The sequence below is a fragment of the Erythrobacter sp. genome (assembly GCF_011765465.1).
Lineage (GTDB): Bacteria > Pseudomonadota > Alphaproteobacteria > Sphingomonadales > Sphingomonadaceae > Erythrobacter.
This window is the reverse complement of record NZ_CP050265.1, coordinates 1,689,844-1,715,004: the sequence shown is the minus strand read 5'-3', so window position 1 is coordinate 1,715,004 and position 25,161 is coordinate 1,689,844. Positions and strand designations below refer to the sequence as shown.

The 25,161-nt window shown below is 68.6% G+C and carries 28 protein-coding genes and 1 pseudogene; 16 read left to right on the top strand and 13 right to left on the bottom strand.

What is annotated here, in order from left to right; translation table 11 throughout:
• From G9473_RS08175 to G9473_RS08165, 3 genes are all read left to right on the top strand, one after another.
• Positions 1–285, top strand: a complete 285-nt coding sequence (locus G9473_RS08175) for a MoaD/ThiS family protein (protein ID WP_291132274.1) — start codon at positions 1–3, stop codon at positions 283–285.
• 3 nt (positions 286–288) lie between these two features.
• The gene (locus G9473_RS08170; protein WP_291132271.1) at positions 289–729 is read left to right on the top strand and encodes a molybdenum cofactor biosynthesis protein MoaE; all 441 of its coding nucleotides are present in this window, start codon (positions 289–291) and stop codon (positions 727–729) included.
• 80 nt (positions 730–809) lie between these two features.
• Entirely contained in the window at positions 810–1,235 is a 426-nt protein-coding gene (locus tag G9473_RS08165) for a hypothetical protein (RefSeq protein WP_291132268.1), read from the top strand.
• Between the two features lie 53 nt (positions 1,236–1,288).
• Here G9473_RS08165 and G9473_RS08160 read toward each other — a convergent pair whose 3' ends face one another.
• Both G9473_RS08160 and G9473_RS08155 read right to left on the bottom strand, forming a co-directional pair.
• Positions 1,289–1,978, bottom strand: coding sequence for a Crp/Fnr family transcriptional regulator (locus G9473_RS08160; RefSeq protein ID WP_291132266.1), 690 nt, complete (start codon positions 1,976–1,978; stop codon positions 1,289–1,291).
• A complete protein-coding gene (locus tag G9473_RS08155) occupies positions 1,975–2,499 on the bottom strand; it encodes a hypothetical protein (protein ID WP_291132263.1) in 525 nt (174 codons plus the stop codon). Before G9473_RS08155 ends, G9473_RS08160 begins: the two co-directional genes overlap by 4 nt.
• A 234-nt stretch (positions 2,500–2,733) precedes the next feature.
• Between G9473_RS08155 and rplU the strand changes: the two are divergent.
• The 3 genes and pseudogenes from rplU to G9473_RS08140 all read left to right on the top strand — a co-directional run.
• Positions 2,734–3,126 (top strand): annotated as a pseudogene (gene rplU, locus G9473_RS08150) (50S ribosomal protein L21); the annotation flags it as partial.
• 285 nt (positions 3,127–3,411) lie between these two features.
• Positions 3,412–3,681, top strand: a complete 270-nt coding sequence (gene rpmA, locus G9473_RS08145; RefSeq protein ID WP_291132261.1) for a 50S ribosomal protein L27 — start codon at positions 3,412–3,414, stop codon at positions 3,679–3,681.
• 219 nt (positions 3,682–3,900) lie between these two features.
• A complete protein-coding gene (locus tag G9473_RS08140; protein WP_291132258.1) occupies positions 3,901–4,458 on the top strand; it encodes a GNAT family N-acetyltransferase in 558 nt (185 codons plus the stop codon).
• Between the two features lie 4 nt (positions 4,459–4,462).
• On the opposite strand, the gene G9473_RS08135 is transcribed toward G9473_RS08140, so the two are convergent.
• Positions 4,463–5,347 (bottom strand): metal-dependent hydrolase, encoded by an 885-nt coding sequence (locus G9473_RS08135; RefSeq protein ID WP_291132255.1) that lies wholly within the window; start codon positions 5,345–5,347, stop codon positions 4,463–4,465.
• A 54-nt stretch (positions 5,348–5,401) separates the two neighbouring features.
• On the opposite strand from G9473_RS08135, the gene G9473_RS08130 reads away from it, so the two are divergent.
• On the top strand, positions 5,402–6,001 hold the full coding sequence (locus G9473_RS08130) for a TetR/AcrR family transcriptional regulator (RefSeq protein WP_291132253.1): 600 nt from the start codon (positions 5,402–5,404) through the stop codon (positions 5,999–6,001).
• Between the two features lie 7 nt (positions 6,002–6,008).
• Here the strand turns inward: G9473_RS08130 and G9473_RS08125 are convergent, their stop codons facing one another.
• Positions 6,009–6,752 carry a folate-binding protein gene (locus tag G9473_RS08125; protein WP_291132250.1) on the bottom strand — a complete coding sequence of 248 codons (744 nt, stop codon included), beginning with the start codon at positions 6,750–6,752 and terminating at the stop codon, positions 6,009–6,011.
• Positions 6,749–7,654, bottom strand: a complete 906-nt coding sequence (locus tag G9473_RS08120; protein WP_291132247.1) for a hypothetical protein — start codon at positions 7,652–7,654, stop codon at positions 6,749–6,751. The genes G9473_RS08125 and G9473_RS08120 overlap by 4 nt, the downstream gene beginning before the upstream one ends.
• 67 nt (positions 7,655–7,721) lie before the next feature.
• Here G9473_RS08120 and pyrC point away from each other — a divergent pair, with 67 nt between their 5' ends.
• Positions 7,722–8,759, top strand: a complete 1,038-nt coding sequence (gene pyrC / locus G9473_RS08115) for a dihydroorotase (RefSeq protein WP_291132245.1) — start codon at positions 7,722–7,724, stop codon at positions 8,757–8,759.
• On the opposite strand, the gene rarD is transcribed toward pyrC, so the two are convergent.
• Complete coding sequence (gene rarD, locus G9473_RS08110) at positions 8,756–9,685, bottom strand: EamA family transporter RarD (RefSeq protein WP_291132242.1); 930 nt, start codon at positions 9,683–9,685, stop codon at positions 8,756–8,758. The genes pyrC and rarD overlap by 4 nt on opposite strands.
• Before the next feature lie 327 nt (positions 9,686–10,012).
• On the opposite strand from rarD, the gene G9473_RS08105 reads away from it, so the two are divergent.
• Positions 10,013–10,744, top strand: coding sequence for a hypothetical protein (locus tag G9473_RS08105; protein ID WP_291132240.1), 732 nt, complete (start codon positions 10,013–10,015; stop codon positions 10,742–10,744).
• A 15-nt stretch (positions 10,745–10,759) separates the two neighbouring features.
• Here G9473_RS08105 and astD read toward each other — a convergent pair whose 3' ends face one another.
• Positions 10,760–12,190: a succinylglutamate-semialdehyde dehydrogenase gene (gene astD, locus G9473_RS08100; protein ID WP_291132237.1), complete on the bottom strand. Its 1,431-nt coding sequence runs from the start codon at positions 12,188–12,190 to the stop codon at positions 10,760–10,762.
• A 97-nt stretch (positions 12,191–12,287) separates the two neighbouring features.
• Entirely contained in the window at positions 12,288–13,724 is a 1,437-nt protein-coding gene (locus G9473_RS08095; protein ID WP_291132234.1) for a protein adenylyltransferase SelO family protein, read from the bottom strand.
• Between the two features lie 110 nt (positions 13,725–13,834).
• Between G9473_RS08095 and G9473_RS08090 the strand changes: the two genes are divergently transcribed.
• The 5 genes from G9473_RS08090 (at position 13,835) to G9473_RS08070 (ending at position 19,737) form a co-directional block, all read left to right on the top strand.
• A complete protein-coding gene (locus G9473_RS08090; RefSeq protein ID WP_291132232.1) occupies positions 13,835–14,713 on the top strand; it encodes an alpha/beta hydrolase in 879 nt (292 codons plus the stop codon).
• Positions 14,710–15,861 (top strand): glycosyltransferase, encoded by a 1,152-nt coding sequence (locus G9473_RS08085; protein ID WP_291132229.1) that lies wholly within the window; start codon positions 14,710–14,712, stop codon positions 15,859–15,861. The genes G9473_RS08090 and G9473_RS08085 overlap by 4 nt, the downstream gene beginning before the upstream one ends.
• A gap of 146 nt (positions 15,862–16,007) precedes the next feature.
• Positions 16,008–16,820 carry a tetratricopeptide repeat protein gene (locus G9473_RS08080; protein ID WP_291132226.1) on the top strand — a complete coding sequence of 271 codons (813 nt, stop codon included), beginning with the start codon at positions 16,008–16,010 and terminating at the stop codon, positions 16,818–16,820.
• A gap of 101 nt (positions 16,821–16,921) precedes the next feature.
• Positions 16,922–18,268 carry a PQQ-binding-like beta-propeller repeat protein gene (locus tag G9473_RS08075; RefSeq protein WP_291132223.1) on the top strand — a complete coding sequence of 449 codons (1,347 nt, stop codon included), beginning with the start codon at positions 16,922–16,924 and terminating at the stop codon, positions 18,266–18,268.
• 68 nt (positions 18,269–18,336) lie between these two features.
• Entirely contained in the window at positions 18,337–19,737 is a 1,401-nt protein-coding gene (locus G9473_RS08070; RefSeq protein ID WP_291132220.1) for a DUF1295 domain-containing protein, read from the top strand.
• Between the two features lies 1 nt (position 19,738).
• Here G9473_RS08070 and G9473_RS08065 read toward each other — a convergent pair whose 3' ends face one another.
• The 3 genes from G9473_RS08065 to G9473_RS08055 form a co-directional block, all read right to left on the bottom strand.
• The gene (locus G9473_RS08065) at positions 19,739–20,041 is read right to left on the bottom strand and encodes a putative quinol monooxygenase (RefSeq protein WP_291132218.1); all 303 of its coding nucleotides are present in this window, start codon (positions 20,039–20,041) and stop codon (positions 19,739–19,741) included.
• Positions 20,042–20,057: 16 nt separating this feature from the next.
• Entirely contained in the window at positions 20,058–21,431 is a 1,374-nt protein-coding gene (locus tag G9473_RS08060) for a glutamate--cysteine ligase (RefSeq protein ID WP_291132215.1), read from the bottom strand.
• A 64-nt stretch (positions 21,432–21,495) separates the two neighbouring features.
• Positions 21,496–22,281: a 16S rRNA (uracil(1498)-N(3))-methyltransferase gene (locus G9473_RS08055; protein ID WP_291132213.1), complete on the bottom strand. Its 786-nt coding sequence runs from the start codon at positions 22,279–22,281 to the stop codon at positions 21,496–21,498.
• 262 nt (positions 22,282–22,543) lie between these two features.
• Between G9473_RS08055 and ubiA the strand changes: the two genes are divergently transcribed.
• Both ubiA and G9473_RS08045 read left to right on the top strand, forming a co-directional pair.
• Positions 22,544–23,458, top strand: coding sequence for a 4-hydroxybenzoate octaprenyltransferase (gene ubiA, locus G9473_RS08050; RefSeq protein ID WP_291132211.1), 915 nt, complete (start codon positions 22,544–22,546; stop codon positions 23,456–23,458).
• 12 nt (positions 23,459–23,470) lie between these two features.
• Positions 23,471–24,100: an SOS response-associated peptidase gene (locus G9473_RS08045; protein WP_291132208.1), complete on the top strand. Its 630-nt coding sequence runs from the start codon at positions 23,471–23,473 to the stop codon at positions 24,098–24,100.
• On the opposite strand, the gene G9473_RS08040 is transcribed toward G9473_RS08045, so the two are convergent.
• Together G9473_RS08040 and G9473_RS08035 are read right to left on the bottom strand one after the other, a co-directional pair.
• A complete protein-coding gene (locus G9473_RS08040) occupies positions 24,066–24,581 on the bottom strand; it encodes an STM3941 family protein (protein WP_291132205.1) in 516 nt (171 codons plus the stop codon). The two genes, G9473_RS08045 and G9473_RS08040, sit on opposite strands and share 35 nt — an antisense overlap.
• 12 nt (positions 24,582–24,593) lie before the next feature.
• Positions 24,594–25,145: a histidine phosphatase family protein gene (locus G9473_RS08035; protein WP_291132202.1), complete on the bottom strand. Its 552-nt coding sequence runs from the start codon at positions 25,143–25,145 to the stop codon at positions 24,594–24,596.
• Between the last annotated feature and the right edge of the window lie 16 nt (positions 25,146–25,161).

The window sequence follows — 25,161 nt, the reverse complement described above, 5'->3', positions numbered from 1 at the left end:
ATGACGCGGCAGGCGGATGACGGGACGGTCGATAGCGGGGAGGGCAGCGTCACGCTCGTCTTTCTCGGCCCGCTGGCGGAACTGGCTGGGACGGGGCGGCGCCTCGTTTCCGCTCCGCTCGACTGGTCGGGCCTGCTGTCCGCGCTCGAACCCGGCCTTGCGCAGCAGGTCGCGGGCGAGCGCGTCCATGTCGCCTGCGCGGGCCGCGTGCTGTCGGACAAGACCGCGCTTGCGGCCCGCGCCGGGGACGAGGTCGCGCTGCTCCCGCCGGTTTCGGGCGGCTGAAGCGTGCGCGAGGTCCGTCTCGATGCCGCGCCGTTCGACCCCGGCGCGGCGGTGGACGCCCTGGCTACCGCCTGCCCCGATGCGGGCGGGATCGCGAGCTTCATCGGAAAGGTCCGCGCCGGGGGCGGTGTCGAGGCGCTCGAACTGACGCATTACGAACCGCTCACCCTGCCGGGCATGGAAGCGCTCGCCGAGCGCGCCTTCGACCGCTTCGACCTGATGGGCCTCGCCATGGTCCACCGTGTCGGCGTGATGCATCCGGGCGAGCCTATCGTCTGCGTCGCGGCGGCCGCGCGCCATCGCCGCGATGCCATTCAAGCGGTCGATTTCTGCATGGACCACCTCAAGAGTGCGGCGTGGTTCTGGAAGCGCGAGAAGCGCGCCGGCGAATGGCAATGGATCGAACCGCGGCCTGAGGACCATGCCGATCTTGCGCGCTGGTAGGAAAAATTTCCCTGTTTGATCCCGATCAACGAAGCTTGGCCCTACACGCGTAATTCTCTCTTCATCGAAGGAGAGACATGATGAGCAAACAGGTCCAGGACATCATTGCACGCGGCGAGGCGCGGATCGTCGATGCGCCCGCCGCCAAGGCCCCGGCGCGCGACCGCAGCTTCGGCCTGCCCACGGCGCTCTATGGCGGTACGGTTGCGTGCTATCTCGGCTTCATCGGCGTCACGGCCCTTGCTTTCGGCAATCCGGGCCTTGCGATCCCGATGACGATCTTCGCGCTGTTCATCGTCGCGGGCTTCGGCGTTCCGGCGATCTTCACCCGGCTCAAGGGCAATGACAGCAAGCCGCTCACGCTCGGCCAGTTCGAGAGCTTCGGCATCGTGACGCATACCGGCAAGCTCGCCCCGCGCGATGCGGCGGTGCAGGTGCTGCTGCTGCCGGTGCTGGTGCTGTTCTGGGGGCTGACCGCCGCGACCATCGCCGCGATCGTCTCATAAGGTTTCGGCAGGCAGTGAGAGCTGCCCGCCGGGGGGCGCTAGACCTCTCCCCCTCAGCGCCCCGAAATTTCGTGCAGCAGCGCGGGATCGAGCACCTCGATCCCGCGCTTGCCCTTGCGCCGGATCGCGCCCGTGTCCTCCAGTTCGCCGAGCTTGCGGCTGACCGTCTCGATCGTCAGGCCGAGCATATTGGCGATTTCCCCGCGCGTCAGCGGCAGGTCGAATTCGGCGGCGAGGTGGCACGAGGACTGGCTCGCGGCGGCGGCGAAATCGTGCAGCAGCGCGGCGAGCCGCGCCTCGGCGCTGGCATGACCGGTGAGCTCGAGCAGGGCGCGGGTCGCCAGCAGGTCTTCCTGGCTGCGGCGCAGCAGCGCGCGGGCGAGCGCGGGGTGATCGTCGATCGCGCGCTCGAAATCGCCGCGCGCGAAGGTGCACAGCTTGCTTTCGGTGAGCGCCACCACGTCGTGATGGGCAAAGGGGGCGAACAATTCCCCGATGAAGCCCGAGGGGTGGACCAGCGCGAGGATCTGCTCGTTACCCTCGGCATCGATCGCCGAGACCTTGAGCGCGCCCGACACCAGCGTTGCGCAGGCCGCGTCCTCGTCCCCCGCGGCGAACAGCATTTCGCCGCGCTTCAGCGTGCGGGTCCGCCCGGCGGCGGCCATGGCGTCGCGCTCTTCCGGGGTGAGCACGGCGCAGGCCGCGGTTTCCTTCACCGGACAGGTCGCGCATTGCAGGTTCATCGGTCCATCTCCGCCCAGAGTTCGGCCAGCACCGCGTCCTGGCGTTCGACGAGCGCGAGCACGAGGGCGCGTGCGGCGTCGATATCGTCGGTCGGTGCGAAGGTGGTGGCGGCCTCGGCCGCAAGCAAGTCGAGATCTCCCAGCGGCACGGCGGTCGCGCTGCGGATGGCGGAAAGGTCCGACAGCGCGGTGAGCGCGGCGGCGCGCGCATCGCTGTCGATGGAGCGCCCGCGGCCCGCGCCGACCAGCCGCGCGACCGCGTCCTCGCGGGCCTCGAACCGCTCGAAAGAGGCGCGCGCGTCGCTGACCAGCGCGGCGATCGCCGCTTGCCCCGCCACCGGTGCGACCGGGGCTGGCGCGGGGGCCGGAGCCGGGGCCGTCCCTTCGGTAATCAGGAAGCGCCCGTATTGCCGTTCGACATCGCGGATCGCGAGGGAGGGATAGTCCCCGCTCCCCCCGGCGCAGGCGGACAGCATGAGCGCCGCGAAAGGCGCGGCGAGGAGGCGGGGGGAAAGTGTCATATTCTGCGTGTCTCGTTATCATGACACCTCGCGCGCGCAAAGCCGCAAGGCGTGCAACTACACGCGCATTTTATGCAGGCAGCGGCGTTGACTTGGCACGCCCTTTCGCCTAACGGCACGCTTCTTTCCGGCGCTGCATCGTCGCAGCGCCCACTGCCGCTTGATTGGCGCGGGGCTTTCCCACCGGGATTTCCGCCGATATCGGGCACAGCACGAGATTGAGAGTATAAAGCCATGTTCGCGATAGTGCGCACGGGCGGCAAGCAATATCGGGTTGCCGCCGGAGACAAGATTGCCGTTGAAAAGCTCGCGGGCGAAGCCGGCGACACGATCACGCTGGGCGACGTCCTGCTGGCCGGTGAAGGCGATTCGCTCGCCGACGCTTCCAAGGTGACCGTCTCGGCCGAAATCATCGCCCAGGCGAAGAGCGAAAAGGTGGTCGTCTTCAAGAAGCGTCGCCGCCACAACTACCGCCGCAAGAACGGTCACCGCCAGCAGATGACCCTGCTGCGGATCACCGATGTCGGCACCGGCGGGGCCAAGAAGGCCGCTGCGAAGAAGGACACCGCGCCCAAGGCCGAGGCCAAGAAGGACGCCGCTCCCAAGGCGGAAACCAAGGCTGCGGCCAAGTCCGATCTCGACACCGGCAACCTCTCGCTGATTTCGGGCATCGGCCCGACCATCGAGAAGAAGCTGCGCGCGGCGGGCATCAACAGCTGGGAAGACATCGCCGGCTGGGACGAAGCGACCGCGAACAAGTGGAACGACGAGCTCAAGCTCGGCAATCGCCCGATCAAGGACGAATGGGCCGTTCAGGCGCAGGAACTCCTCGACGGCAAGCCGCCGCGCGCCAAGGTCGACCAGGCCGAAGCCGCGTCGGGCAAGGACAAGTAAGGTAAGGGTTACAGGCTCATGGCACACAAGAAAGCAGGCGGCTCGTCGCGCAACGGGCGCGATTCGGAAGGCCGGCGCCTTGGCGTCAAGAAGTTCGGCGGTCAGGACGTGATCGGCGGCAACATCATCGTGCGCCAGCGCGGCACCAAGTTCTATCCCGGCTCGAACGTCGGCATGGGTAAGGATCACACCCTCTTCGCGCTCGAAGCAGGCGTGGTGCGATTCCACAAGGGCAAGCTCGGCCGCAAATACGTGTCGGTCGACGCGATGGCCGAAGCGGCCGAATAATCGGGCGATTCAATAAGGGGATCGTCCAGCGGGACGGTCCCAGCCGGTAATATCCGGCGATCAGGAGGGAGATGGGGCCGACCCGTCTCCCCCTTTTCGTTTTCACGCAGCAATTTCTCCCTCTGCCGCAAAGCCGTTGGAATCGCAGGATTTCACGGCCATCAAAATGTCACGCGCCCGGCCTATCGGCAGCGGCGCGGGGCGAGGAAGGGAGAACTCGTGTTTCATCGCAGCGAAAGACTGCTCCTGCGGCCGATCTGGCCCGAGGACTGGCAGGGCGTGTTGGGCGGCATCGCGGACGAAGGCGTGGTGCGAAACCTCGCGCGCGCGCCGTGGCCCTATGGCGAGGCGGAGGCGCGCGAATTCGCCAGCCGACCGTTCGATCCCTGTGAGCCCACTTTCCTCGTCACCCGCGCGGCGGACGGCGCGGTGATCGGTTGCACGGGCTTCGGTCCGCTCGAAGGGTCGGACACCTCCCGCACGGGGCCGGTCGAACTCGGCTACTGGATCGCGCGCCCGTTCTGGGGGCAGGGCTTCGCCACCGAAGCGGGCCGCGCGGTGCTCGCCATCGCGCGCGTGCTGGGCGTCCGCGAAATCCACGGCTCGCACTTCCTCGACAACCCGGCCTCGGGCGCGGTCCTGCGCAAGCTCGGCTTCGAGCCGACCGGGCAGGTCGTCAAGCGCCATTCCTGCGCGCGTGGGCACGAGGTCGAGGCGGCGGAATATCGCCTGCTGCTGAACGGGGCGGCGGGCGGCGAGACCCAGCGCGCGGCCTGAGCGCCTATTCGGCGGGCATCACCGCGTCGGCATAGGGGCTCTGCCACTTGGCGATGAGCGCGCGGTCGTCGTGCTGCCACGGGTGAAAGCCGGGTTTGAGGATCGCGGCCCATTCGACAAACATCCGCCGCATCATGCCGGGCTTCCCCCACAGGAACCACGCGAGCTTCAGCCGCCCCTTCCAGCGCGGGATGCCGTCCTGCTCCAACAGGCCGAGCGCATCGCGCACGCGGTTCTTGAAATATTTGCGCGTGATGAGGATCGCGAGCAGCGTCTTCACCCGCCAGCGTTTCCAGTCCGACCAGTCCTTCGTCGCGTGGAGCCAGACGTCGTAGGTCAGCCCCTTGTGCTCGACCTCCTCGGTCGCGTGCCAGCGCCAGATTTCCGCGGCGACCGGGTCCGCCCCTTCGAGATATTCGGGATAGGCGAGCAGGTGGCGCGAGATGATCGCGGCGAAATGTTCGAGCGCGATGGTGATCGCGAGGTTGAACTCGATCGGGCGGCCCTCGGTCAGCGCGAGCATGACCTGGATGCCCTGGTCGATCGATTCGACGTTATAGCCGTGGTCCGACACGAGCCGGTTGAAAGCGACGTGTTCGCGGGTGTGGTTGATCTCCTGCGCGCAGAACGCCTTGATCTCGCCCGCGAGTTTCGGCGGGACCTGATCCCGGAACTCGCGCAGGGTGTCGATGAAGAAAGCCTCTCCGCGCGGCAGGCTGGCGGAAACGGAATTGTACCACGCGGTCGCGACCGGATCGCCCGAATGCCAGTGGCGCGGGACCAGCGCGGTGCGGTCGAAACGTTCGTTGCGGATCGTGAGTTCGTGGTCGTCGGGCGTCACGCCCGTTTCCGCGGCGCTCTCCGGCGCGATGGTCGTATGCTTGTTCATGTCCGCAAACCCCGTTAATCCCCAGGAGGCCATGACGCAGCATAACCCGAAAGCATGAGCGCCCGCAAACGGTTAACTCCGGAAGAGTCGCGCGGTTCCGCGCTCGAGGCGGCGCGCGCGCTGCTGATCGAAGCGGGGCCGCAGGCGGTGACGCTGAAAGCGGTCGCCGCGCGGATCGGGCGGACCCATGCCAACCTGCTGCATCATTTCGGCTCGGCGGCGGGGCTGCAGAAGGCGCTCGCCGAACATCTCGCGCGGACCGTGTGCGAGACGATCATCGAAGCGGTCCATGCCAGCCGGGCCGGGCTCGGCCATGCGCGCGAAGTGGTCGACCTTGCCTTCGATGCCTTCGACCGCGAAGGGGCGGGGGCGCTCGCAAGCTGGATGCTGCTGACCGGGAACGAGGACGCATTGGACCCGATCATCAGCACGATCCACGATCTCGTCGACGAAATCGCGCCGGACGAGGCGGGCGATACGGGCGATGCGATGCAGGTCCACCGCGAGACGCTTAGCCTTGTCCTGCTCGCCATGGGCGATGCGCTGATCGGGGCGGCGCTGGCGAAGTCGCTGGGCCTGCCGCGCGATGCGGCGCGGGTGCGGGCGGCGGAGCAGCTCGAAGCCTCGCTCGCCCGCTACGCCCGGACCGAGTGAGGCGCGGCTAGGCGGCCACTCCTGCCGCCTGCCAGTCGGGCAGCGCCGCCGGGTCGAGATCGTCCACCCGCAGGTGATCGACCGCCTTGCCGAGCGCGGGATAGGCCGCCTTGCGCCGCTTTTCCTGCGAAGCGGCAAGGTCCACCACGACCAGCCGCCGATTGACCTTCTGCCGCCAGTTCATCCGCGCGGTGTTCTCCTGCCCGACATAGCAGCCCTTGTCGAAGCTCACCCCGTGAAGCTCGACCGCATTGGTTTCGAGCCACAGGATGTCGCCTATTTCCTCGCGACCCTCGGGCACGCCGAGCGACAGGCGGTGGGCGAGCCACGCCTCGTCGGCGCTGTCCTCGCCCGCATTGGCGGGAGCGAGCCAGCGCCAGCCAAGGTCAGCGAGGCGCGGGTCGGCGGCGGCGCCTTCGCGCGGCTCCGCGCTCCAGTGCACGGCGAGCGTGTCGTCGCGGGCAATGTCGATCGCGCGGCGCAGGCGGTAGAGGCCGAGGCGCTTCGCCAGTTCGTCCGCGACCGCTTCCTCGCAGTCGATCAGCACCTCCCGCCCATCCGCCCAGACGAGGAAATCGAACATCGCCTTGCCCTGCGCGGTCAGCAGCGCGGCATAGACCGGGCCTTGCGCGAGCCTTTCCGCGCTCACGTCGTTGGTGAGGAGGCCCTGCAGGAAGGCGGGGACGTCTTCGCTCTCGTCGCGCGGCGACACGCGGACGACGGCGCGGCTTTCAAGGCGGGTTGCGGTCATGCTCGGCTCCCTTCCGGCTCTGTCATGCGGGCGAGCGCGCGGGCGATATGTTCGCCCAGCCGCTCGCCCTGTTCGGGGTAGAGATAGGGCTCGATCAGTTCGGCTTCCATGAGGAGGAGGCCGTCCTCTGTGCGCACCATGTCGATCCGGGCATAGAGCGGCGCGGCAAAGGGGATCGCCGCGAGGACCGAGCGGGCGGCCTCGACTTCGTCTTCGGCCGGGTAATGGCGGCTTTCGGTCCCGCCGTAGATCGACTGGATGCGGTAGTCTCCGCTGGCCGCGCGCTTGGTTAGGGCGTGCGAGAATTCGCCCGCGACGAAGACGAAGCTGACCTCGCCCTGCGTTTCTATGGCGGGGAGGAAGGGCTGGACCATGGCCGGGCGGCCAAAGCGCCAGTCGGGGCCGGGCGGTTCGTCGGCGGTGAGCAGCACCTGCCCTTCCGCGCCCGCGCCGACCTGGCGTTTGACCACCAGTTTCTCGCAGCCGAACTGCGCGAAGGCGGCGCGGATGTCCTCGCCCGTCACCTCGTCCAGCCACAGGGTCGGGATGGTCGCCGCGCCTGCCTCTTCCAGTTCGCGCAGGTAGGTCTTGGTCATGTTCCAGCGCACAAGGCCGGGCGGGTTGTGGACCGCGATGCCGCGCGCTTCCAGCGCCTCGAGCTTGGCGACAAAAACCGCGGCCCTGTCCTGGTAGTTCCACGCGGTCCCCAGCAGCACCGCGTCCAGCCCGGCAAAGGCTTCGAGCGGCGCTTCCCAGTCGATCACCCGCATCGCGAGCCCGCGGGCGGCGAGCGCGGGCTCGAGCGCGGCAACCATGAGGTCGTGCTCGAACGCATCGGCGCGGCGGCGCGCGCCGGAGCCGGGGAGGGTGGTTTCGCAGGCGAGGAAGCCGATCGTGGTCATCGAACGCCGCTCTAGGCGCGCTTCAAGCCACTGGAAAGACCCCGCGCGCGGGCGTAAGGCGTCGCCCATGACCGACACGCTGACCATCCGCCGCCCGGACGACTGGCACCTCCATTTCCGCGACGGCGAGGTGATGCGCGCCGTCGTTCCCTACACCGCGCGACAGTTCGCCCGCGCGATCGTGATGCCGAACCTCACTCCGCCGATCACGACCACCGAGATGGCCGCCGCCTATCGCGACCGCATCCGCGCCGCCGTGCCGGAAGGGATCGCGTTCGAGCCGCTGATGACCTGCTATCTCACCGACACGACCGATGCCGACGACCTTGCGCGCGGCGCGGGCGAGGGCGTGTTCACCGCGGCCAAGCTCTATCCGGCCAATGCCACCACGAACTCCGCCTCCGGGGTGACCGACGTGCGGCGCATCTACCCCGTGCTCGAGAGGATGGAGGCGGAGGACATCGTGCTGTGCATCCACGGCGAGGTGACCGATCACGACATCGACGTGTTCGACCGCGAGGCCGAATTCATCGAGCGGCATCTCAAGGACATCGTCGCGAATTTTCCGAAGCTTCGCGTCGTGTTCGAGCACATCACCACCGCCGACGCGGTCGCTTTCGTCACCGGCTGCGGGCCGAATGTCGCCGCGACCATCACCCCGCAGCATCTTCACATCAACCGGAACGCCATGCTGGTGGGCGGCATCCAGCCGCACAATTACTGCCTGCCCGTGGCCAAGCGCGAGACGCACCGCATCGCCCTGCGCGCGGCGGCGACTTCGGGCAGCCCGAAATTCTTCCTCGGCACCGACAGCGCCCCGCATTTCCGCCACGACAAGGAAAGCGCTTGCGGCTGCGCGGGTATCTTCGGCGCGCCGCACGCGCTCGAAAGCTATCTCGCGGTGTTCGACGAGGAGGATGCGCTGGGCAGGTTCGAGGGCTTCGCCTCGCTCCACGGCCCTGCCTTCTACAAGCTGCCGGTGAACGAGGAGACGGTGACGCTCGAACGCGCCGAAACGCGCGTGGCGGAGGAACTGGCGCTGGCCGGGGCCGAAATCGTGCCCTTCCACGGCGGGCAGACGCTCGGCTGGCGGGTCGCCTCCTAGCGCGCGGCCACGCTGCGCGCGGCTTTCGCCCGGCGGCTTTTCGCCAGCAGGTCGGCGGTGAAGATCGCCACCGCGCTCCAGATAAGGAGGAAGCTGAACAGCTGCACCGGGCGCAGTTCCTGCCCGAACACGGTGAGGCCCAGAAGGAAGACGATGGTCGGCGCCAGATACTGGATGAAGCCGAGCGTCGAATACTCCATCCGCCGCGCCGCGATCGCGAAGAGCAGCAGCGGCACCGCCGTCACCACGCCCGAAAAGACGATCAGCAGGCTCTGGCCGAGATCCGTGCCGAAGGCGGAGCCCGCGGGCGTCTGCGCATACCACGCGGCGATGCCGGCGGCGGGCAGCAGCAGCAGCGCGCTTTCGATCGTGAGGCCCGGCAGCGAGGCGACCGCGACCTGCTTGCGCACGAGCCCGTAGAGGCAGAAGCTCATGGCGAGCGCAAGGCTGATCCACAGCGTCGTGATCGCGCCCGCCGCAAGGATCGCGACCGCCACCGCCGCCACCGCGACCGCCAGCCATTGCAGGCGGCTCAATCGCTCGCCCAGCACCAGCGTGCCGAGCAGGACGTTCAACAGCGGGTTGAGATAATAGCCGAGGCTCGCGGCATAGACCTCGTTGCGGGTGATCGCCCAGATATAGACGAACCAGTTGACCCCGATCAGCGTCGCGCTCGCCAGCAGGGCGAGCATGGTGCGCGGATTGCTCACCGCCTCGCGCAGCGCGGGAAACTGGCGGCGCAGCGCGACGATCAGCAGGCACAGCGGCAGCGTCCAGATGATCCGCCAGCCGACGAATTCGAACGGCGGGATGTGGCGCACCAGCAGCAGGTAGAGCGGCAGGAAGCCCCAGATCGTATAGGCGCCGAGCGCGGCGGGAAGGCCGGACGGTGTGCTGCTGGCGGTATCGGGAGAAGACGCATTCATGGAGCCGCGGCAGGTAGGCCGCGCCGCGCCCTCGCGCAAGCGGATTGCTTGGAGCGCAAAATGAACCGCGCCTGTCGCAGGCGATGCAGCTTCGTTCAGCCAAGACCTTCTAAACCTGAACAGGACGAGATTGCAGGCACCCGCGAACGGGCATCCTGCCAGGTCCTTGGGCCATCCCACCAATGGTCCGGGCGCGGCTTCCACCGGCCGTGAGAAGGCGCCCTCGTCTTCCTTCGGGGAGGCGGGGGCGTTTTCGCGCGCGCGCCCCCTTCAACGAGCCCCCCGTGGTTGGCGGGATGTTAACCGGACTCGTGCCAAGCGCCTCGCATGATCCGGCGCTTCGCCCCGCTTGCCCTTGCGCCCCTGTTCGCGCTCGCCGCCTGCGGTTCGCAGGACGAGGCACCGGCGCGCGACCCGCTCACCGCCGACCCGCTGCTCGCCGCGGCGCTCAACGATCCGTTGATGGTCGATCCCGACCTGTCGTGGCGAAACGAGGCCAATGCCGCTGTCACCATCCCCGCAAGCCACGCGCTCCCGCCCCTCACGCGGAGCGACGAGGCCGCGCTCGCCGCGCGCGAGGCGGCGCGGCTCGAACTGCTCGAGGAGGGCTCCGTGCCCGACCTGCCGAGCCCGGCGGCCCATCCCGGCCCCTCGGGCCTTGCCGACGCGCGCACCGCCCCCGCCATGCTGGAGGCTGCGGGCGCGCCCGCCGCTTGCGCCGAGCGGCTCGACGAAGGATTCGCCTTCGCCGCCGACCTGCCGGATGCGGCGCGGATCATGCCGCACGGCATGGTGCAGCAGGCCGCGGGCGGCGGGGCGGGATGCGAGGCGCGCGTCATCCGCTATCTCACCCCCGCAGCCGCCGAGGACGCGCTGCAATACCATGTCACCCGCGCCGCCCGCGCGGGCCTGTCGCCCAAGCTCTTCGAGGAGCCCGAACGCTCGCTCGCCGCGGCGGACGGGGAGGGCGAAGATGGAGTCGAGGGCAACCTGATCGTCGCCGTGCGCCCCGGACCGGGCGGGATGAGCGCGGTCGATCTGGTCTGGTGGCGCCGGTGAAGGGGGAGTGAGCTTCTAGGGCTTCAGGTCGTCGGCTTTCAGGCCCACCCCGATATTGGCGCGCGGCTGGTCCATCTCGGTGCTCGCGACCGGATAGGCGCAGTAATCGGCAGCGTAATAGGCGGCCGGGCGGTGGTTGCCCGACAGGCCGATCCCGCCGAAGGGCGCTTTCGAGGATGCCCCGTTGGTCGGGCGGTTCCAGTTGATGATCCCGGCCCGCACGTTCGCCCAGAACCGCCCGTAATCCTCGGGCCCCCCGCCGATCAGCGATGCCGACAGGCCGAAACGGGTGTTGTTCGCCTCGGCGATCCCGGCATCGAGATCGGGCACGCGGATGACCTGCAACAGCGGCCCGAACAGTTCGATGTCGGGCCGGTCGGGAATGTCGGTCACGTCGATGATGCCGGGGGTGAGGAAAGGCCGGTCGGGAATGGTGCGGCGCATATGGGCGAGCACCTTGCCCCCCGCCGTCATCAGCGCGACGAAGCTTTCGGTGAGCCTTTCGGCGGTTTCGTTGTCGATGACCGGCCCCATGAAGGGCTGCGGATCGCCCAGCGGGTCGCCTACCACCAGCCTCTTCGTGAGCGGCAGGAGTTCGGCCATGAGGCTGTCGTAGACGCTGTCCTTGACCACCAGCCGCCGCGCGGCGGTGCAGCGCTGGCCGGCGCTGGTGAAGGCGCTCTGCACGATCAGGGCGGCGGCATCGGCGAGCTTGGGCGTGTCGATCACGACCAGCGGGTTGTTGCCGCCCATCTCCAGCGCGACGATCTTCGCGGGGTTCGCGGCAAGCTTGCGGTTGATCGCGATGCCCGCCTGCGCCGAGCCGGTGAACAGCACCCCGTCGATCCCCGGATGAGCGACCAGCGCCTTGCCTTCCTCCGGCCCGCCGATGACGAGCTGGACGACGGTTTCGGGCACGCCCGCCTCGTGAAAGCATTTGACCAGCATTTCCCCGCAGGCCGGGGTCTTTTCGGACGGCTTGAACAGCACGGCATTGCCCGCGATCAGCGCAGGCACGATGTGGCCGTTGGGCAGGTGGGCCGGGAAATTATAGGGGCCGAGCACGGCGAGCACGCCATGCGGCTTGTGCCGAACCGCCGCCGTGCCCTGGATGCCGCTGTCGAATTTCTTCTTGCCGGTGCGTTCGGCATAGGCCTGGACCGAGATGTCGACCTTGCCCATCACGGCGTCGATTTCGGTGCGCGCTTCCCACAGCGGCTTGCCCGCCTCGCGCGCGATCAGTTCTGCGAATTCATCCGCGCGGTCGCGCACCGCGTTGGCGAAGCGGCGCAGCGCGTCGATCCGGTCGGCGAGCGGGCGCGCGGCCCATTCGGACCATGCGCGCCGCGCGCGGCCGACCGCGGCATCGACGTCGGAGTGTTCGCCGCGCCACACTTCCTCGCCCGTCGCCGGTGCGGTGGAGACCAGGATCGCCGTTTCGCTCATGCCCCTCGCTGCCTTCGGGCCGCCCTCATCGCGAGTGGTCTTGCCCCCAATGTCCTGCGCGGCGCAATTAGCCCGTGGCCGCGCGAAAAGCTAGGGCTCAGGCGGGGTCGGGGGCCTCGCCGGATGGAGGGGTGTGCCCGGCCGGGACAGGTGCGGGGCCGTGCGCCTCGCCCATGCGCCGCAAGGCCGCGACCTTGTCCATCAGCGGCTGCCAGTCGTCGCGCTCGTCGATCGCGGACCAGATGTCCTCGACTTCCTCGATCAGCATCGACTGGGGCGCGGGGTCGGACCAGTAGGGGTGGTCGCTCGGGGTCGCGGCGTAACCTTCGAGCGCGTCGGCGAGGTCCGCGGGCGGCTCTCCCTGCGCGAGCGCGGTGCGCACCCGGAAGAAGAAGGCATCCGGCCCTTCGCCGCTTTCGCGCATCGCCTTTTCGCACGCCGCGACGAGCGCGCCGTCGGCCTCGGCGCCGCGTTGTGCGACACCCAGCCGCCAGCACCAGCGCCGCGCGACCGCCGCCATGTAGAGGTCGGGATACCGGTTCAGCGCGGCGACCAGCGGGTCGCTGTCGGCGAGCAGGCGCAGCGCGACCGCGAACTGGCCGCAGTTCCAGTGGATCGCCTCGGGCTGGCGGCCGAAGGCGTAGAGCCCGGCATGGTCGAAATAGGCCGCGGTGAATTCGGGATCCCAGCGCGGCAGCCAGCGCCACGGGCCGTAGTCGAAGCTTTCGCCGGTGACGTTCATGTTGTCGGTGTTGAGCACGCCGTGGACGAATCCGGCGACCATGTAGCTTGCCGCAAGGTCGGCCATGCGCTCGACGACCATGTGCATCAGCCGGATCGCGGGCTCGCCGCGCGCGGGGGCATCCTCGGGCGGGGGCGGGCCGGGGAAGTGCGTGAGGCAGTATTCGACCAGCCGCTCCATCTCGTCCGCCTGTTCATGCGCGAGCAGGCGCTGGAAGCTACCGATGCGGATATGCGAATGGGACAGCCGCACCATCACCGCCGAGCGGGTGGGCGAGGGCTCGTCGTTGCGCCAGAGCTGCTCGCCCGTCTCTACAACCGAAAAGGTGCGCGAGGTGTTCACGCCCAGCGCCTCGAGCATTTCGGTCGCAAGGATTTCGCGCACCGCGCCTTTCAACGTCAGCCGACCGTCGCCCGCGCGGCTGTAAGGCGTGGTCCCGGATCCCTTGGTGCCGAGGTCGAGCAGGCGCTCGTCCTCTCCTCTCATCTGGGCGAAGAGAAACCCCCGCCCGTCGCCCAGTTCGGGATTGTACACCCGGAACTGGTGGCCGTGATATTTGAGCGCGAGCGGCTGCGGCAGGTTGCGGTCGAGCGGCTCGAACCGCCCGAAATGCGCCGCCCATTCCTCGTCCGACAGCCCCGCGAGGCCAACCTCTCCCGCCGCGCGGTCGTTGCGGAAGCGCACCTCGGCCTTGGGAAAGTCCGCCGCCGCCACCGGGTCGGCGATGAAGTCCGCGATTTCCCCGATCGCCGGGTCCGGGCGATAGCGCGCTGCTTGCCTGTTCTCGTCCATCCGCGCGATAGTGGCGATGCGTCTCGCCCCTTGCAAGCACGGCTGGCGGGCCTATGCGCGGGGAAACGCGACGCGAAGGCGCACGAGACACGAAGGACGAAATCGCCCCCATGGCCGCACCTTACGAAGATGGCAGCTGGACCAGCCCCGACGGGCTTACCCTCCATTACCGCGACTACCCCGGCCCCGAAGGCGGGAAGGCAACCCCGGTCCTGTGCCTCCACGGGCTCACCCGCAACGCGCGCGATTTCGCCGAGCTTGCCGAGCATATCGCCGAAACCCGCCGGGTTATCGTGCCCGATATGCGCGGGCGGGGGATGAGCGATTACGCACCCGATTCGGACACCTACAACCCGCTCACCTATGTCGCGGACGTGGACAAGCTGCTCACCGAACAGGGGGTCGATCGGTTCGTGTCGATCGGCACGTCGATGGGCGGGCTGATGACCATGCTGCTCGCCCACAAGGACGCGGACGAGGGCCGGAGCCGCATCGCGGGCGCGGTGCTGAACGACATCGGCCCGCAGATCGAGCCTGCAGGGCTGGAGCGGATTTCGGGCTATGTCGGGCAGGGGCGCTCCTACCCCACGTGGATCCACGCCGCGCGCTCGCTGTGCGAGGTGCACGGCGAGGCGTTCCCCGACTACGACCTCGAACAATGGCTCGAAATGGCCAAGCGGATCATGGTGGTGAGCCAGAACGGGCGGATCAGCTATGATTACGACATGGCGATCGCCGAACCCTTTGCGAAGCCCGGCGGTGCTGCGCCTGCCGACCTGTGGAGCGCGTTCGAGGCGTTGGCGGGCGTGCCCATGCTGCTTGTGATGGGGGAGCTCTCGGACCTCATTTCGCCCGCCACCGCGGCGCGGATGAAGGAGCTCAATCCGCAGCTCGAGACCGTCACCGTCCCGCGCGTCGGCCATGCCCCGACCCTCGACGAGCCCGAGGCGCGCGCCGCCATCGACGCGCTGCTCGCCCGCGTCACGTGAGCCGCGCCGCCGGCAACGGCGCGGGCCGCCCGCGCGTCCTCCACTGCCACTCGACCTTCGCGGCCGGGGGCAAGGAACTGCGCAGCGTGAAGCTGATGAACGCCTTTGCAGGCGCGCTCGAACACGCCATCGTTTCCGCCGAGCCGGGCGAGACGGGGGCCAAGGCGCATCTCGAGCGCGGCGTGAAAGTCGCTTTCCCGACCGATTTCCCCGCGCTCACCGGCTTCCCCTCGCCCGGGCGGCTGGTCGCGATTGCCGAGGCGATGAAAGGCTACGATCTCGTCCTCACCTACAACTGGGGCGCGATGGACGCGGTCATGGCGCATACCGTCTTCGCCCGCGCGCTGGACCTGCCGCCGCTCATCCACCACGAGGACGGCTTCAACGAGGACGAGGTCGAGGCGCTGAAAACCCGGCGCAACTGGTATCGCCGGATCGCCTTCACCCGCACCGGGCGGATCGTCGTGCCGAGCGAGCGGCTCGAACGCATCGCGCAGGCCACGTGGAAAGTGCCGGGCGAACGCCTGTCGCGCATTCCCAACGGCATCGACACCGCCCGCTTCGCCCGCCCGCCCGAGCCGGGTCCGTTCCGCGTCGTCAAGCGCGAGGGCGAGCGCTGGGTCGGCACGCTCGCGGGGCTGCGCCCGGTCAAGCAGCTGGATCATCTCGTGCGCGCGATGACCACGCTGGGCGAGGAATGGCATCTCGTCGTGATCGGCGAGGGGCCGGAGCGCGACCATATCCGCGCCGTCGCCGAGGAATGCGACATCAGCCACCGCGTCCACCTGCCCGGCAGCCACCCCGACCCCGCGCAGGTGATCGGCCTTATCGACATCTTCGCCCTGTCGAGCCGGTCGGAGCAGTTCCCGCTCTCGCTGGTCGAGGCGATGGCCGCCGGGCTTCCCGTTGCCGCGCCCGATGTCGGCGACATCCGCGCGATGGTGGCCAAGCCCAACCGGCCCTTCATCGCGGTCCCGAACGACTGGCAGGCGCTGGGCCAGATGCTCGCCGACCTCGCCGCCGAGCCCGAGCTTGCCGCCGAAATCGGCGCCGCCAATCGGGCGCGCGCGCGCGAACATTACGACGAGGCGGACATGATCGCGCGTTACCGCAGCCTCTACGGCGAGGCGATGGGCCGCGAAATCTAGCTTCATCGCCGGTTCAAGCGCCGTGAGCGAAAGGGCGCGAGGCTCCGGCAGGCGGGATTGCGGAAGGCGGCGCGCGCCCCTAAAGACCCGCAGGATTGCGAAACACAGGTCGTGGCCGCCGCCCAGCCGGGACGGCCCGGCACGCGGTGACGAGGAACAACGACGAAGTGGCGCTTACTCCCTCCAGGACGGACAAGACGAAACCGGAAGACCCCGGCGCGCCGACCCCTTCGGCCGAGGACGAGGTTCTGATCCGCGAGATCGACGAGGCCGTGCGGCAGGACGATGCCGCCGTCTTCATGAAGAAATACGGCCCCACGCTCGCGGGGGTGATCGTGCTGTTGCTCGCGGCCTTCGGCGGGTGGCTCTACTGGCAGAACCTGCAGGAGAGCGAGCTCGAGGCGCAGTCCGAGACGATCATCACCGCGCTGGACGCGGTCGAGGCGGGCGATTTCGCCGCCGCCGAAGAGCAGGTCGCGCCGCTGATCGCCGACGGGTCGCCCGGTGCGCGCACCGCGGCGCTGTTCGTGCAGGCGGGCTCCGCGCTCGAACAGGGCGACACCGCGCGCGCGGTCGACCTGTTCACCTCGATCGCCGCCGACGAGGCGGTCCCGCAGCCTTTCCGCGACCTTGCCACCCTGCGCGCGGTGGCGAGCAATTTCGACGAGCGCGACCCGGCCGAGGCCATCGCCGCGCTCGAACCGCTCGCCCAGCCGGGCAGCACCTTTTACGGCAGCGCGTCCGAACTGACCGCGATCGCCTATCTCGAAATGGGCGAGCGGGAGAAGGCGGGCGAGATCTTCGCCACCATCGCCAGGGACGAGGACCTGCCCGAAACGCTCACTCGCCGCGCCCAGCAGCTTGCCGGGATTCTCGGCGTCGATGCGATCGAGGATGTCGAGGCGCTGCTGCGCGAACAGGGCGCGCTGCCCGCCGAGGATGGCGAGGCGGCTGAATAGGGTTACACGGTCGTGGCACGCGCGGCGGGGGATTGGCCGCGCGGCCCCACGGCAAGGACGGCGAAGGCGAAAGCCTGCCCGCGCAAGGAATGAACGGACGGATGATGAGAAAAACGGCAATCAGGGGCGCGCTGCTGGTCGGCGCGCTGGCGGCGGTTCTGACGGGCTGCAGCGGCGGCCTGTTCGGCGGCGGCGACAAGAAGACCACGCCCACCATCGGCGAACGCACGCCGATCCTGTCGCGGATCGAGCGCGGGACCAAGGTCGACCCCGACCTCGCCGGGATCAGCGTCGTGCTGCCGCCCGCGCGCGCCAATGAGGACTGGCCGCAGGTCGGCGGCTCGGCCAGCAAGAGCTACGGCCACCTCGCGCTCGCCGACAACCCGACCAAGCGCTGGACCGCGCAGATCGCCGGCGCGAACGAACGCCGCCGCCTCGCCGCCGCTCCGGTGGTGGGCGGCGGGCTGCTGTTCGTCGAGGACACCGAGGGCGTGATCCACGCCTTCGATCACGAGACGGGCAGCACCGTGTGGACGAAGGAAGAGGACGAACTGGCCGAGAACCTGCGCAATTCGGCCTTCGGCGGCGGGGTGAGCTACGACAACGGCGTGCTCTACGCGACCAATGGCGTGGGCGAGGTCAAGGCCAAGGACGCGGCGACCGGCGAGCGCATCTGGAAGGTCAAGCCCGCGGGGCCGCTGCGCGGCTCTCCGACCATCGCTTTCGGGCAGGTCTACGTGATGACGCAGGACAACCAGATCCTCGCTCTCGATGCCCGCAATGGCGAACTGCTGTGGGACGAATCGGGTTCGGCGACGCAGTCGGGCGTGTTCGGCGTTGCGGCGCCGGCGGCCGGGCAGGGCACGGTGATCGCGGGCTATTCCTCCGGCGAACTGTCGGCCTATCGCTACGAGAACGGGCGGCCGCTGTGGGCCGATGCGCTCGCGCGGACCAATATCTCGACGCAGGTCTCCTCGCTGACCGACATCGACGCCGACCCGATCATCGATTCGGGCCGGGTCTATGCACTCGGGCAGGGCGGGCGCATGGCGGCCTATGAACTGGTCACCGGCCAGCGCATCTGGGAACTGACGCTCGCGGGGATCTCCACCCCGGCGATCGCGGGCGAGTGGATCTTCACTCTCACCGACGATGCGCGCCTGCTCGCCATCGCGCGCTCTTCAGGGCGGGTGCGCTGGATCACCCAGCTTGCCGCCTATCGCAACGAGGAGAAGAAGAAGGACCCGATCTTCTGGACCGGCCCGGTGCTTGCCGGGAACAACCTGTGGGTGGCGAGCAGCCGCGGGGAGATCTGGCGGATTTCGGTGGGCGAAGGCTCGGCGCAGATGTTCGCCGACATCGACGAGCCGGTGAGCCTGCCGCCGATCGTCGCCGACGGGTTCCTCTACGTGCTCGACGACAGCGGGACGATTCACGCCTGGAAATGAGGCGCGCACCGGCAGCGTGAGGGTCTGAGCGGGTCGTTAACCACTTCGCGCTAAGGCTCTGCGCTGCGATGAGCAGCGAATCCTCCCCCACCGCGCCCGGTGAAGCACCGGCGCGCCTGCCGCAAAGCGACGTGTCGCCCGGCGTGGGCCTTGCCGGCCTTATCGGCCTTGCGTGCTGGATTCTCTTCTGCCGTTCCTATCCGTTGATCGCCGACACGCTCGGCCTGTCGGGCGAATTGTCGGGCGCGCGCGGGGTCCTGTCCGGTCCCTATGCCGCGCTCGCCGCGATGCTTTTCACCGCAGGGCCGATGGCGGCGTGGTCCGTGCTGGTCGACAAGGTTCACCTGCGCCCCTCGACCGGCATCGACTGGTCGCTGAAGCGCCCGCTCGCCGAGACATGGCCGGTGAGTGTCGTCAAGCTCGTGGGGCTGTGGGCGACCTTCGCAGGGCTCGCCGCGCTTTATGCGCTGTGCCGCTGGTACTGGGAGGGCTCCTACCTCTTCGCGATGGAAGTCCTCGCCGCCGCGCTCGTCCCGCTGATGGTCCTTTCGGTCCCCTATGTCCTGTGGCTCGACCGTTTCATGGTGGAGCCGAGGGATTCGACCTGGCATTTCGGCGCGATGATCGCCGGGCGCGCCGGGTGGGAGCGCGCGCAGCTCGCCAAGCACTGGCGCGCGTGGATCATCAAGGGCTTTTTCGGCGCCTTCATGATCTCGATCCTGCCCGGAGGCTTCGCGCAGGTGGTCGAGGCGCAGCCGGGCGCAATGCTCGGCAATCCGGTCGATCTGGCGATGTTCCTCGTCGCGCTGCTGTTCGTCGTCGACGTGCAGATCGGGACCGTGGGCTATCTGTTCACCCTGCGCCCGCTCGATGCGCATATCCGTTCGGGCAATCCCTTCCTCGGCGGGTGGATCGCCGCGCTTTTGTGCTACCCGCCCTTCGTGTGGGGGATCATCGGCAATTCCAACCAGATCCTCTCCTATGAACGCAATGTCGCGGGCTGGGGCTACTGGCTCGAAGGCCAGCCCGCGCTGTTGTGGCTGTGGGCGGGGATCATCGTCGCGCTCACGCTGGTCTATGCCTGGGCGACGGTCGCTTTCGGCATCCGCTTTTCCAATCTCACCTATCGCGGCGTGCTGACGAACGGGCCGTATCGCTTCACCCGTCACCCGGCCTACCTGTCGAAGAACCTGTTCTGGTGGTTCACCGTCATGCCCTTCCTCGTCACCAGCAATTCCGCCGCCGATGCGATCCGCAACACGGTGTTCCTGCTGGTGGTGAACGCGATCTATTACTGGCGCGCGAAGACCGAGGAAGCGCACCTGCTGGCCGAGGACGCGAAATACCGCGACTATCACGCGTGGATGGAGCAGCGCGGCCTCGTCACCGCGCCGCTCGCAAGGCTGGCGCGCGCCTTCGGGCGGGGAGGAAGCGGCGGGCGGGGCGCTGTGGCAGAACCCGCCGAATAAGTCACATCACCGGCGCGCCGTCGTCCGTTTCGTAGCGGATCGCTTCCACGATCTCGACATCGAGCCCGGCGATAGCCTTGCCGAAAGCGGCCATGTGGGGCGTTGCGAAATGCGCGGCGAGCGCGTCTGCGTCCTTCCACTTCTCGACGATGTGCATCGAAGCCGGATCGAGCACGTCGGTGGTGAAGCTGTATTCGATGCAGCCTTCCTCCGCCCGCGATGCCTCGACCATCGCCGCGATCGCCGCGCGCGCGGCCTCCAGCGCGCCTTCGCCCACCTTGGCTTTCGCCAGCACGATCAGCATGGCCTCTCCCCCTCCTTCAGAACGAATATTTGTAGACCCGCGAAACGTCCCCGTTCCATTCGCCGTGAAAAGCGTCGAGCAGGCGCTGCGCGGGCACTTTCCCGGTCGCCACGATCTCGTCCAGTGTCTCGAGATAGCCCGTCTCGTTGTCCCCGGAAGAATTGAGCCGCGCGCGCGCCGCAAGGCCGCCATGCGCGATTTTCAGCACCTCGCGGCCCAGGTCCTGCATCGTGCCCGTGCCGCCGGGCAGCTTCGTGTCGAGCGCAAGGCGCGGCACTTCGCTGCGCAACCGCTCGCGCTCCTCCATCGACCAGTCCTTGACCAGATCCCACGCCGCATCGAGCGCGCCTTGGTCGTAGAGCAGGCCGACCCACAGCGCGGGCAGGGCACAGATCCGGCTCCACGGGCCCCCGTCCGCGCCGCGCATTTCGAGAAAGCTTTTCAGCCGCACTTCGGGAAAAGCGGTCGAAAGGTGGTCCCACCAGTCGCTCGCCGTCGGGCGCTCGCCGGGCAGGACCGACAGCTTGCCTTCGAGGAAATCGCGGAAGGACAGGCCCGCCGCATCGATATATTTCCCGTCGCGGAAGACGAAATACATCGGCACGTCGAGCATATATTCCGCCCAGCGTTCGTAGCCGAAGCCGTCCTCGAACACGAAGGGCAGCATCCCGGTGCGGTGCGGGTCGGTGTCGGACCAGATGTGGCTGCGATAGGATAGGTAGCCGTTGGGCTTGCCTTCGGTGAAAGGCGAATTGGCGAAGAGCGCGGTCGCCAGCGGTTGCAGCGCGAGGCCGACGCGGAACTTTTTCACCATGTCCGCCTCGCTCGAGTAGTCGAGATTGACCTGGATCGTGCAGGTTCGCAGCATCATGTCGAGGCCGAGATTGCCGACCCGCGGCATATGCCGCATCATGATGCCATAGCGCCCCTTGGGCATGACGGGCAGTTCCTCGCGCGTCTTGTCGGGCCACATCCCGAGCCCGAGATAGCCCACCCCGCAGCGCTCGCCCACTTTCTTGACCTGCTCGAGATGTCGCCCGGTTTCCGCGCAGGTCTGGTGGAGGTTTTCAAGCGGCGCGCCCGAGAGTTCGAGCTGTCCGGCAGGTTCGAGGCTCACCGTCCCGTCTTCGCCCTTCATCGCGATGACGTTTCCGCCTTCCTCGACCGGCTCCCAGCCGAATTCGGTGAGGTTCATGAGCAGGTCGCGGATGCCGCAGGGCTCGTCATAGGACGGCGCGCGGAAATCGTCGCGCTTGTAGACGAGCTTTTCGTGCTCGGTCCCGATGCGCCAGTCGGCGGCGGGCTTTTCCCCGCGCAGCATGGGCGCGACGAGATCGTCCATCCCCTCGATGACAGGTTCGTCGGCGCTGGACGTTTCGCGTGTGCTCATGGGCTCTCCCGATGCGTTGCCCTAGAAAACGGAATTGCTCGTGGAAAGCCCTATTTGTGCAGGGTCAGTCTTCGTCCAGCCAGTCGCCCGCTTCCGCCATCCACACCGCGAGCGCGGCGATGGCGGCGGTTTCGCCGCGCAATATGCGGGGGCCTAGCGATATGGGGCGCGCGGCGGGGTGGGCGCGGATGGCGGCGCGCTCGGCCTCGTCGAAGCCGCCCTCGGGGCCGATCAGGATCGCGGCTGGCCCGTCGTGGTAGCAGAAGGCGTCGGCGGCGCTCTCGCCGCCTTCCTCGTCGGCGAAGAACAGCGCGCGGTCCTCGGTCCAGTCCGCCAGCAGCGCGTCGAGCTTCACCGGCTCGGCAAGCTCGGGCAGGGCGGTGCGCGCGCATTGCTCGGCCGCCTCGGTGATGATCGTGCGGGCGCGTTCGGGGTTCAGCTTGTCCGCGACGCAGCGGCGGGTGAGGACCGGCCGGATGCACGCGGCGCCCAGTTCGGTCGCTTTTTCGAGCACGAGGTCGAAGCGGTCCTTCTTGAGCAGCGCCGGGCAGAGCCACAGGTCGGGCACGTCCTCGCGCTCCCGCAGGCGCTCCGCGATTTCGAGCGTCACGCTGCGCTTGTCCACGTCGGCGACCCGCGCGGCCCATTCGCCGGTTTCATCGTCGCACAGGATGACCGCATCGCCGGGCGCGACGCGCATGACGCGGGCGAGGTAATGCGCGGGGTTTCCCTCGATCACCCGGCGCTCGCCCGCGGCAAGCGCGGGTTCGACGAACAGGCGCGGGGCGCTTTTCGGGGGCCATGCCGGGGTGCGGGGGGCGGGAACACGGGGGGCGGGGGGCGCGGGCATGGCGCGCCCTTAGCCCGCGCGCGGCCCCGCGTCATCCCCGCGCTGGGAAAGGGCTTTCCTACACGTTGGCGGTGGAACGGGGGCGTGAAGGGGGCGGGGGCGACTCCAACAGGCGGGGGCGAGGGAGTTGGAGTCGCCGCGGGCCGGTCCAACGCGCGAAAAACCGTTTTGGTCTCCCCCGTATGACCGGCGCGAACTTTGGCGCATCCGCCGGACCCATTCGCGCCTTCGCCTGAGCGGGGCGAATGTGTAGGAAGGGGGCATGAGCGAGACCGTCGTTCCCGATTCCCAGCACCGCGGGCTGGTCGAGCGCCTGCCGCAATTGCCGCGCGACCTTGCGCAGCTTGCGCGCTTCGACCGGCCTATCGGGTGGTGGCTTTTGTTCTGGCCCTGCGCCTTCGGCACCTTCCTCGCCGGATACGGCGTGCCGTGGGAGGCGCTGGGGGTTCTGCTCGGCCTCTACCTCGTCGGCGCCATCGCGATGCGCGGGGCGGGCTGCGTCTACAACGACATCGTCGATGCGAAGCTCGATGCGAGCGTCGCGCGCACCGCCGCGCGGCCCGTGGCGAGCGGGCGAGTGTCGAAGCGCACGGCGTGGATATGGCTCGTCGCGCTGTGCCTCGTCGGGCTCGGCGTGCTGCTGCAATTGCGCTGGCAGGCGCAGGCGGTCGCGCTCGCCAGCCTGGCGCTGGTCGCGGCCTATCCCTTCATGAAGCGGATCACGTGGTGGCCGCAGGCTTGGCTCGGGATGGTGTTCAACTGGGGCCTGCTGGTCGGCTGGACGCAGCTTCGGCTCGATAACTGGGACGCGCTGGCGGCGATCTATGCCGGGTGCATCTGCTGGGTGATCGGATACGACACGATCTACGCCCTGCAGGACCGCGAGGACGATGCGCTGGTGGGCATCCGCTCATCGGCGCTCGCCATGGGCGCGCGGGTCCATGCGGGGATCGCGGGCTTCTATGCGGCGACCATTGCGCTCTGGGCCTTGGGGTTCTGGCTGCTGCGGCCCGATCCGCTGGCGCTCGCCGCGCTGCTGCCGGTGGCCGGGCACCTTGTGTGGCAGGTGGCGACGCTCGACGCCGACGACCCGGCGAACCCGCTCGACCGCTTCCGCTCGAACCGGCTGGCGGGCGCGCTGATGGCGGCGGCGTGTTTCGTGGTGGGCTTTGCCTGAGGTTCGGGCCTGATGTGCAACCTCTATCGCATGACGAAGAACCCCGACGAGGTCGCGGCGTGGTTCGACGCGGTCAATGCCGCCGGAGGGGCGAACTATGGCGAGGAGGTCTATCCCGGCTATCCCGGCCTCGTCGTCGCCGAAGGTCAGGTGCGGGCAATGACCTGGGGCTTTCCGCTGGTGATGAAGGGCAAGAGCGGCCAGCCGCTTAAGCCCAAGCCGGTCAACAATTGCCGCACCGACAAGCTCGATAGCTTCTTCTGGCGCCATTCCTTCGAGGAGCGCCGCTGCCTCATCCCGCTGACCGGCTGGGCCGAGGCGGAGGGGCCTAAGGGGGCGAAGACCCGCACGTGGCTGGCCCCGCCCGATGCGCCGCTCTTCGCCGCGGCCGGCGTGTGGCGGCAGAGCGAGGAATGGGGCGCGTGCTATTCTATGGTCATGACGGACAGCGCGGGGAGCGCGGCGGAGGACGTCCACACCCGGATGCCGGTCCTCCTCGCGCCCGAGGACTACGCGGGATGGGTGCAGGGGTCTCCCGAAGAAGCGAAGGCGCTGTGCCGGGCATGGGGCGGCGACATCGCGCTCGAGCGGACCGACGAAAGCTGGGTCAAGGGCCGGGGGACGCAGAAGAGCCTTCTCTAGCGGCCTTGCGGAAATGTTCGATCGCAGCGAAGGCTTCGTCGAATCCGCGGTCCATGCCGGTGAGCGCGATCGGCACGTCGCCCCCGGTCAGGCGGCGATTGATCCCGGCGGTCCATGCCGCAAGGCCCGGTCGCGGGGGATGGACCGCGCGGTCCTCCAGCGAGAGGATGATGAAGCGCTGCCCGCGATGATGCCAGGTCGAAACCTCGCTTATGCCATCCCAGCCGATCACTCCGTCCGACCAGCCGCGCGTGAACACGCCTTGCCGGTCAATGCGAAGCTGTACGCGCGTGTCGAAAGCCTTGCGACCGATCAGGAGAGCGCACAGGCCGAAGAACCCGGTCGAAAGCCCGCCAATGACGATACCCCCGCCATCGCCTGTCTCGAACATGAGGAAAAACCCGAGCGCCACGAAGCCCAGGGCGAGCGCGAACAGCAAGCCGAGGCGCCAGCGCGAATATCGGGCGATGAACACTTCCATCGCGCCGGATCCCTAGCGCTGGGGGCCGAGGTCCGGGTCGAGATCGCGCGGCCGGGCGAAGTGGGTGAGCTTTGCGGTGCGGGGTTTCAGGTCCGCCCACGACTCGACCGGGCATTCGAGGATGGCGTAGCTCGCCGTGGGAAACTTGATCGCGGCCTCGCGAAAGAAGTCGGTTTCGTGGGCAGGCGAGACGAGTTCGAGGATCAGCTCCTGTAGCCCCGGGTTGTGACCCGACACCAGCACCGCGCCCGGTTCCCCGCCCTCTTCCTCTGCGGCCTCGGCGGCGTGGCCCTGCACCGTCTCGATGATGGTCTCGAAACTGGCGAGGTAGAGCCGCGTGTCGAACACCGGCTCGATCTGGGGCAGGGCATCTGCGAGCGTCTCCTTCACCCGCACCGCGGGGCTCGCCAGCAGCACGTCCCATTTCGTCCCGTGATCGCGGATATGCGCGCCGATCGCCTTGGCTCCGCGCCGTCCGCGCTCGTTCAACCCGCGGTCGAAATCGCGCAGGTTCGCATCGCCCCAGTCCGACTTCGCGTGGCGCAGCAATCCGAGCAGCTTCATGACCCTCTCGCGCTCC

Bases quoted from the DNA above. Each gene is read 5' to 3' on its own strand.
- ubiA (WP_291132211.1), top strand. From the start codon at position 22,544: ATGAGCGAGACCGTCGTTCCCGATTCCCAGCACCGCGGGCTGGTCGAG.
- G9473_RS08130 (WP_291132253.1), top strand. From the start codon at position 5,402: ATGAGCGCCCGCAAACGGTTAACTCCGGAAGAGTCGCGCGGTTCCGCG.
- G9473_RS08075 (WP_291132223.1), top strand. From the start codon at position 16,922: ATGATGAGAAAAACGGCAATCAGGGGCGCGCTGCTGGTCGGCGCGCTG.
- astD (WP_291132237.1), bottom strand. From the start codon at position 12,190: ATGAGCGAAACGGCGATCCTGGTCTCCACCGCACCGGCGACGGGCGAG.
- rarD (WP_291132242.1), bottom strand. From the start codon at position 9,685: ATGAATGCGTCTTCTCCCGATACCGCCAGCAGCACACCGTCCGGCCTT.
- G9473_RS08090 (WP_291132232.1), top strand. From the start codon at position 13,835: ATGGCCGCACCTTACGAAGATGGCAGCTGGACCAGCCCCGACGGGCTT.
- G9473_RS08095 (WP_291132234.1), bottom strand. From the start codon at position 13,724: ATGGACGAGAACAGGCAAGCAGCGCGCTATCGCCCGGACCCGGCGATC.
- G9473_RS08055 (WP_291132213.1), bottom strand. From the start codon at position 22,281: ATGCCCGCGCCCCCCGCCCCCCGTGTTCCCGCCCCCCGCACCCCGGCA.
- G9473_RS08065 (WP_291132218.1), bottom strand. From the start codon at position 20,041: ATGCTGATCGTGCTGGCGAAAGCCAAGGTGGGCGAAGGCGCGCTGGAG.
- G9473_RS08160 (WP_291132266.1), bottom strand. From the start codon at position 1,978: ATGAACCTGCAATGCGCGACCTGTCCGGTGAAGGAAACCGCGGCCTGC.
- G9473_RS08135 (WP_291132255.1), bottom strand. From the start codon at position 5,347: ATGAACAAGCATACGACCATCGCGCCGGAGAGCGCCGCGGAAACGGGC.
- G9473_RS08040 (WP_291132205.1), bottom strand. From the start codon at position 24,581: ATGGAAGTGTTCATCGCCCGATATTCGCGCTGGCGCCTCGGCTTGCTG.
- G9473_RS08120 (WP_291132247.1), bottom strand. From the start codon at position 7,654: ATGACCACGATCGGCTTCCTCGCCTGCGAAACCACCCTCCCCGGCTCC.
- G9473_RS08045 (WP_291132208.1), top strand. From the start codon at position 23,471: ATGTGCAACCTCTATCGCATGACGAAGAACCCCGACGAGGTCGCGGCG.
- G9473_RS08105 (WP_291132240.1), top strand. From the start codon at position 10,013: ATGATCCGGCGCTTCGCCCCGCTTGCCCTTGCGCCCCTGTTCGCGCTC.
- G9473_RS08060 (WP_291132215.1), bottom strand. From the start codon at position 21,431: ATGAGCACACGCGAAACGTCCAGCGCCGACGAACCTGTCATCGAGGGG.
- G9473_RS08035 (WP_291132202.1), bottom strand. From the start codon at position 25,145: ATGAAGCTGCTCGGATTGCTGCGCCACGCGAAGTCGGACTGGGGCGAT.
- G9473_RS08125 (WP_291132250.1), bottom strand. From the start codon at position 6,752: ATGACCGCAACCCGCCTTGAAAGCCGCGCCGTCGTCCGCGTGTCGCCG.
- G9473_RS08175 (WP_291132274.1), top strand. From the start codon at position 1: ATGACGCGGCAGGCGGATGACGGGACGGTCGATAGCGGGGAGGGCAGC.
- G9473_RS08155 (WP_291132263.1), bottom strand. From the start codon at position 2,499: ATGACACTTTCCCCCCGCCTCCTCGCCGCGCCTTTCGCGGCGCTCATG.
- G9473_RS08165 (WP_291132268.1), top strand. From the start codon at position 810: ATGAGCAAACAGGTCCAGGACATCATTGCACGCGGCGAGGCGCGGATC.
- G9473_RS08070 (WP_291132220.1), top strand. From the start codon at position 18,337: ATGAGCAGCGAATCCTCCCCCACCGCGCCCGGTGAAGCACCGGCGCGC.
- pyrC (WP_291132245.1), top strand. From the start codon at position 7,722: ATGACCGACACGCTGACCATCCGCCGCCCGGACGACTGGCACCTCCAT.
- rpmA (WP_291132261.1), top strand. From the start codon at position 3,412: ATGGCACACAAGAAAGCAGGCGGCTCGTCGCGCAACGGGCGCGATTCG.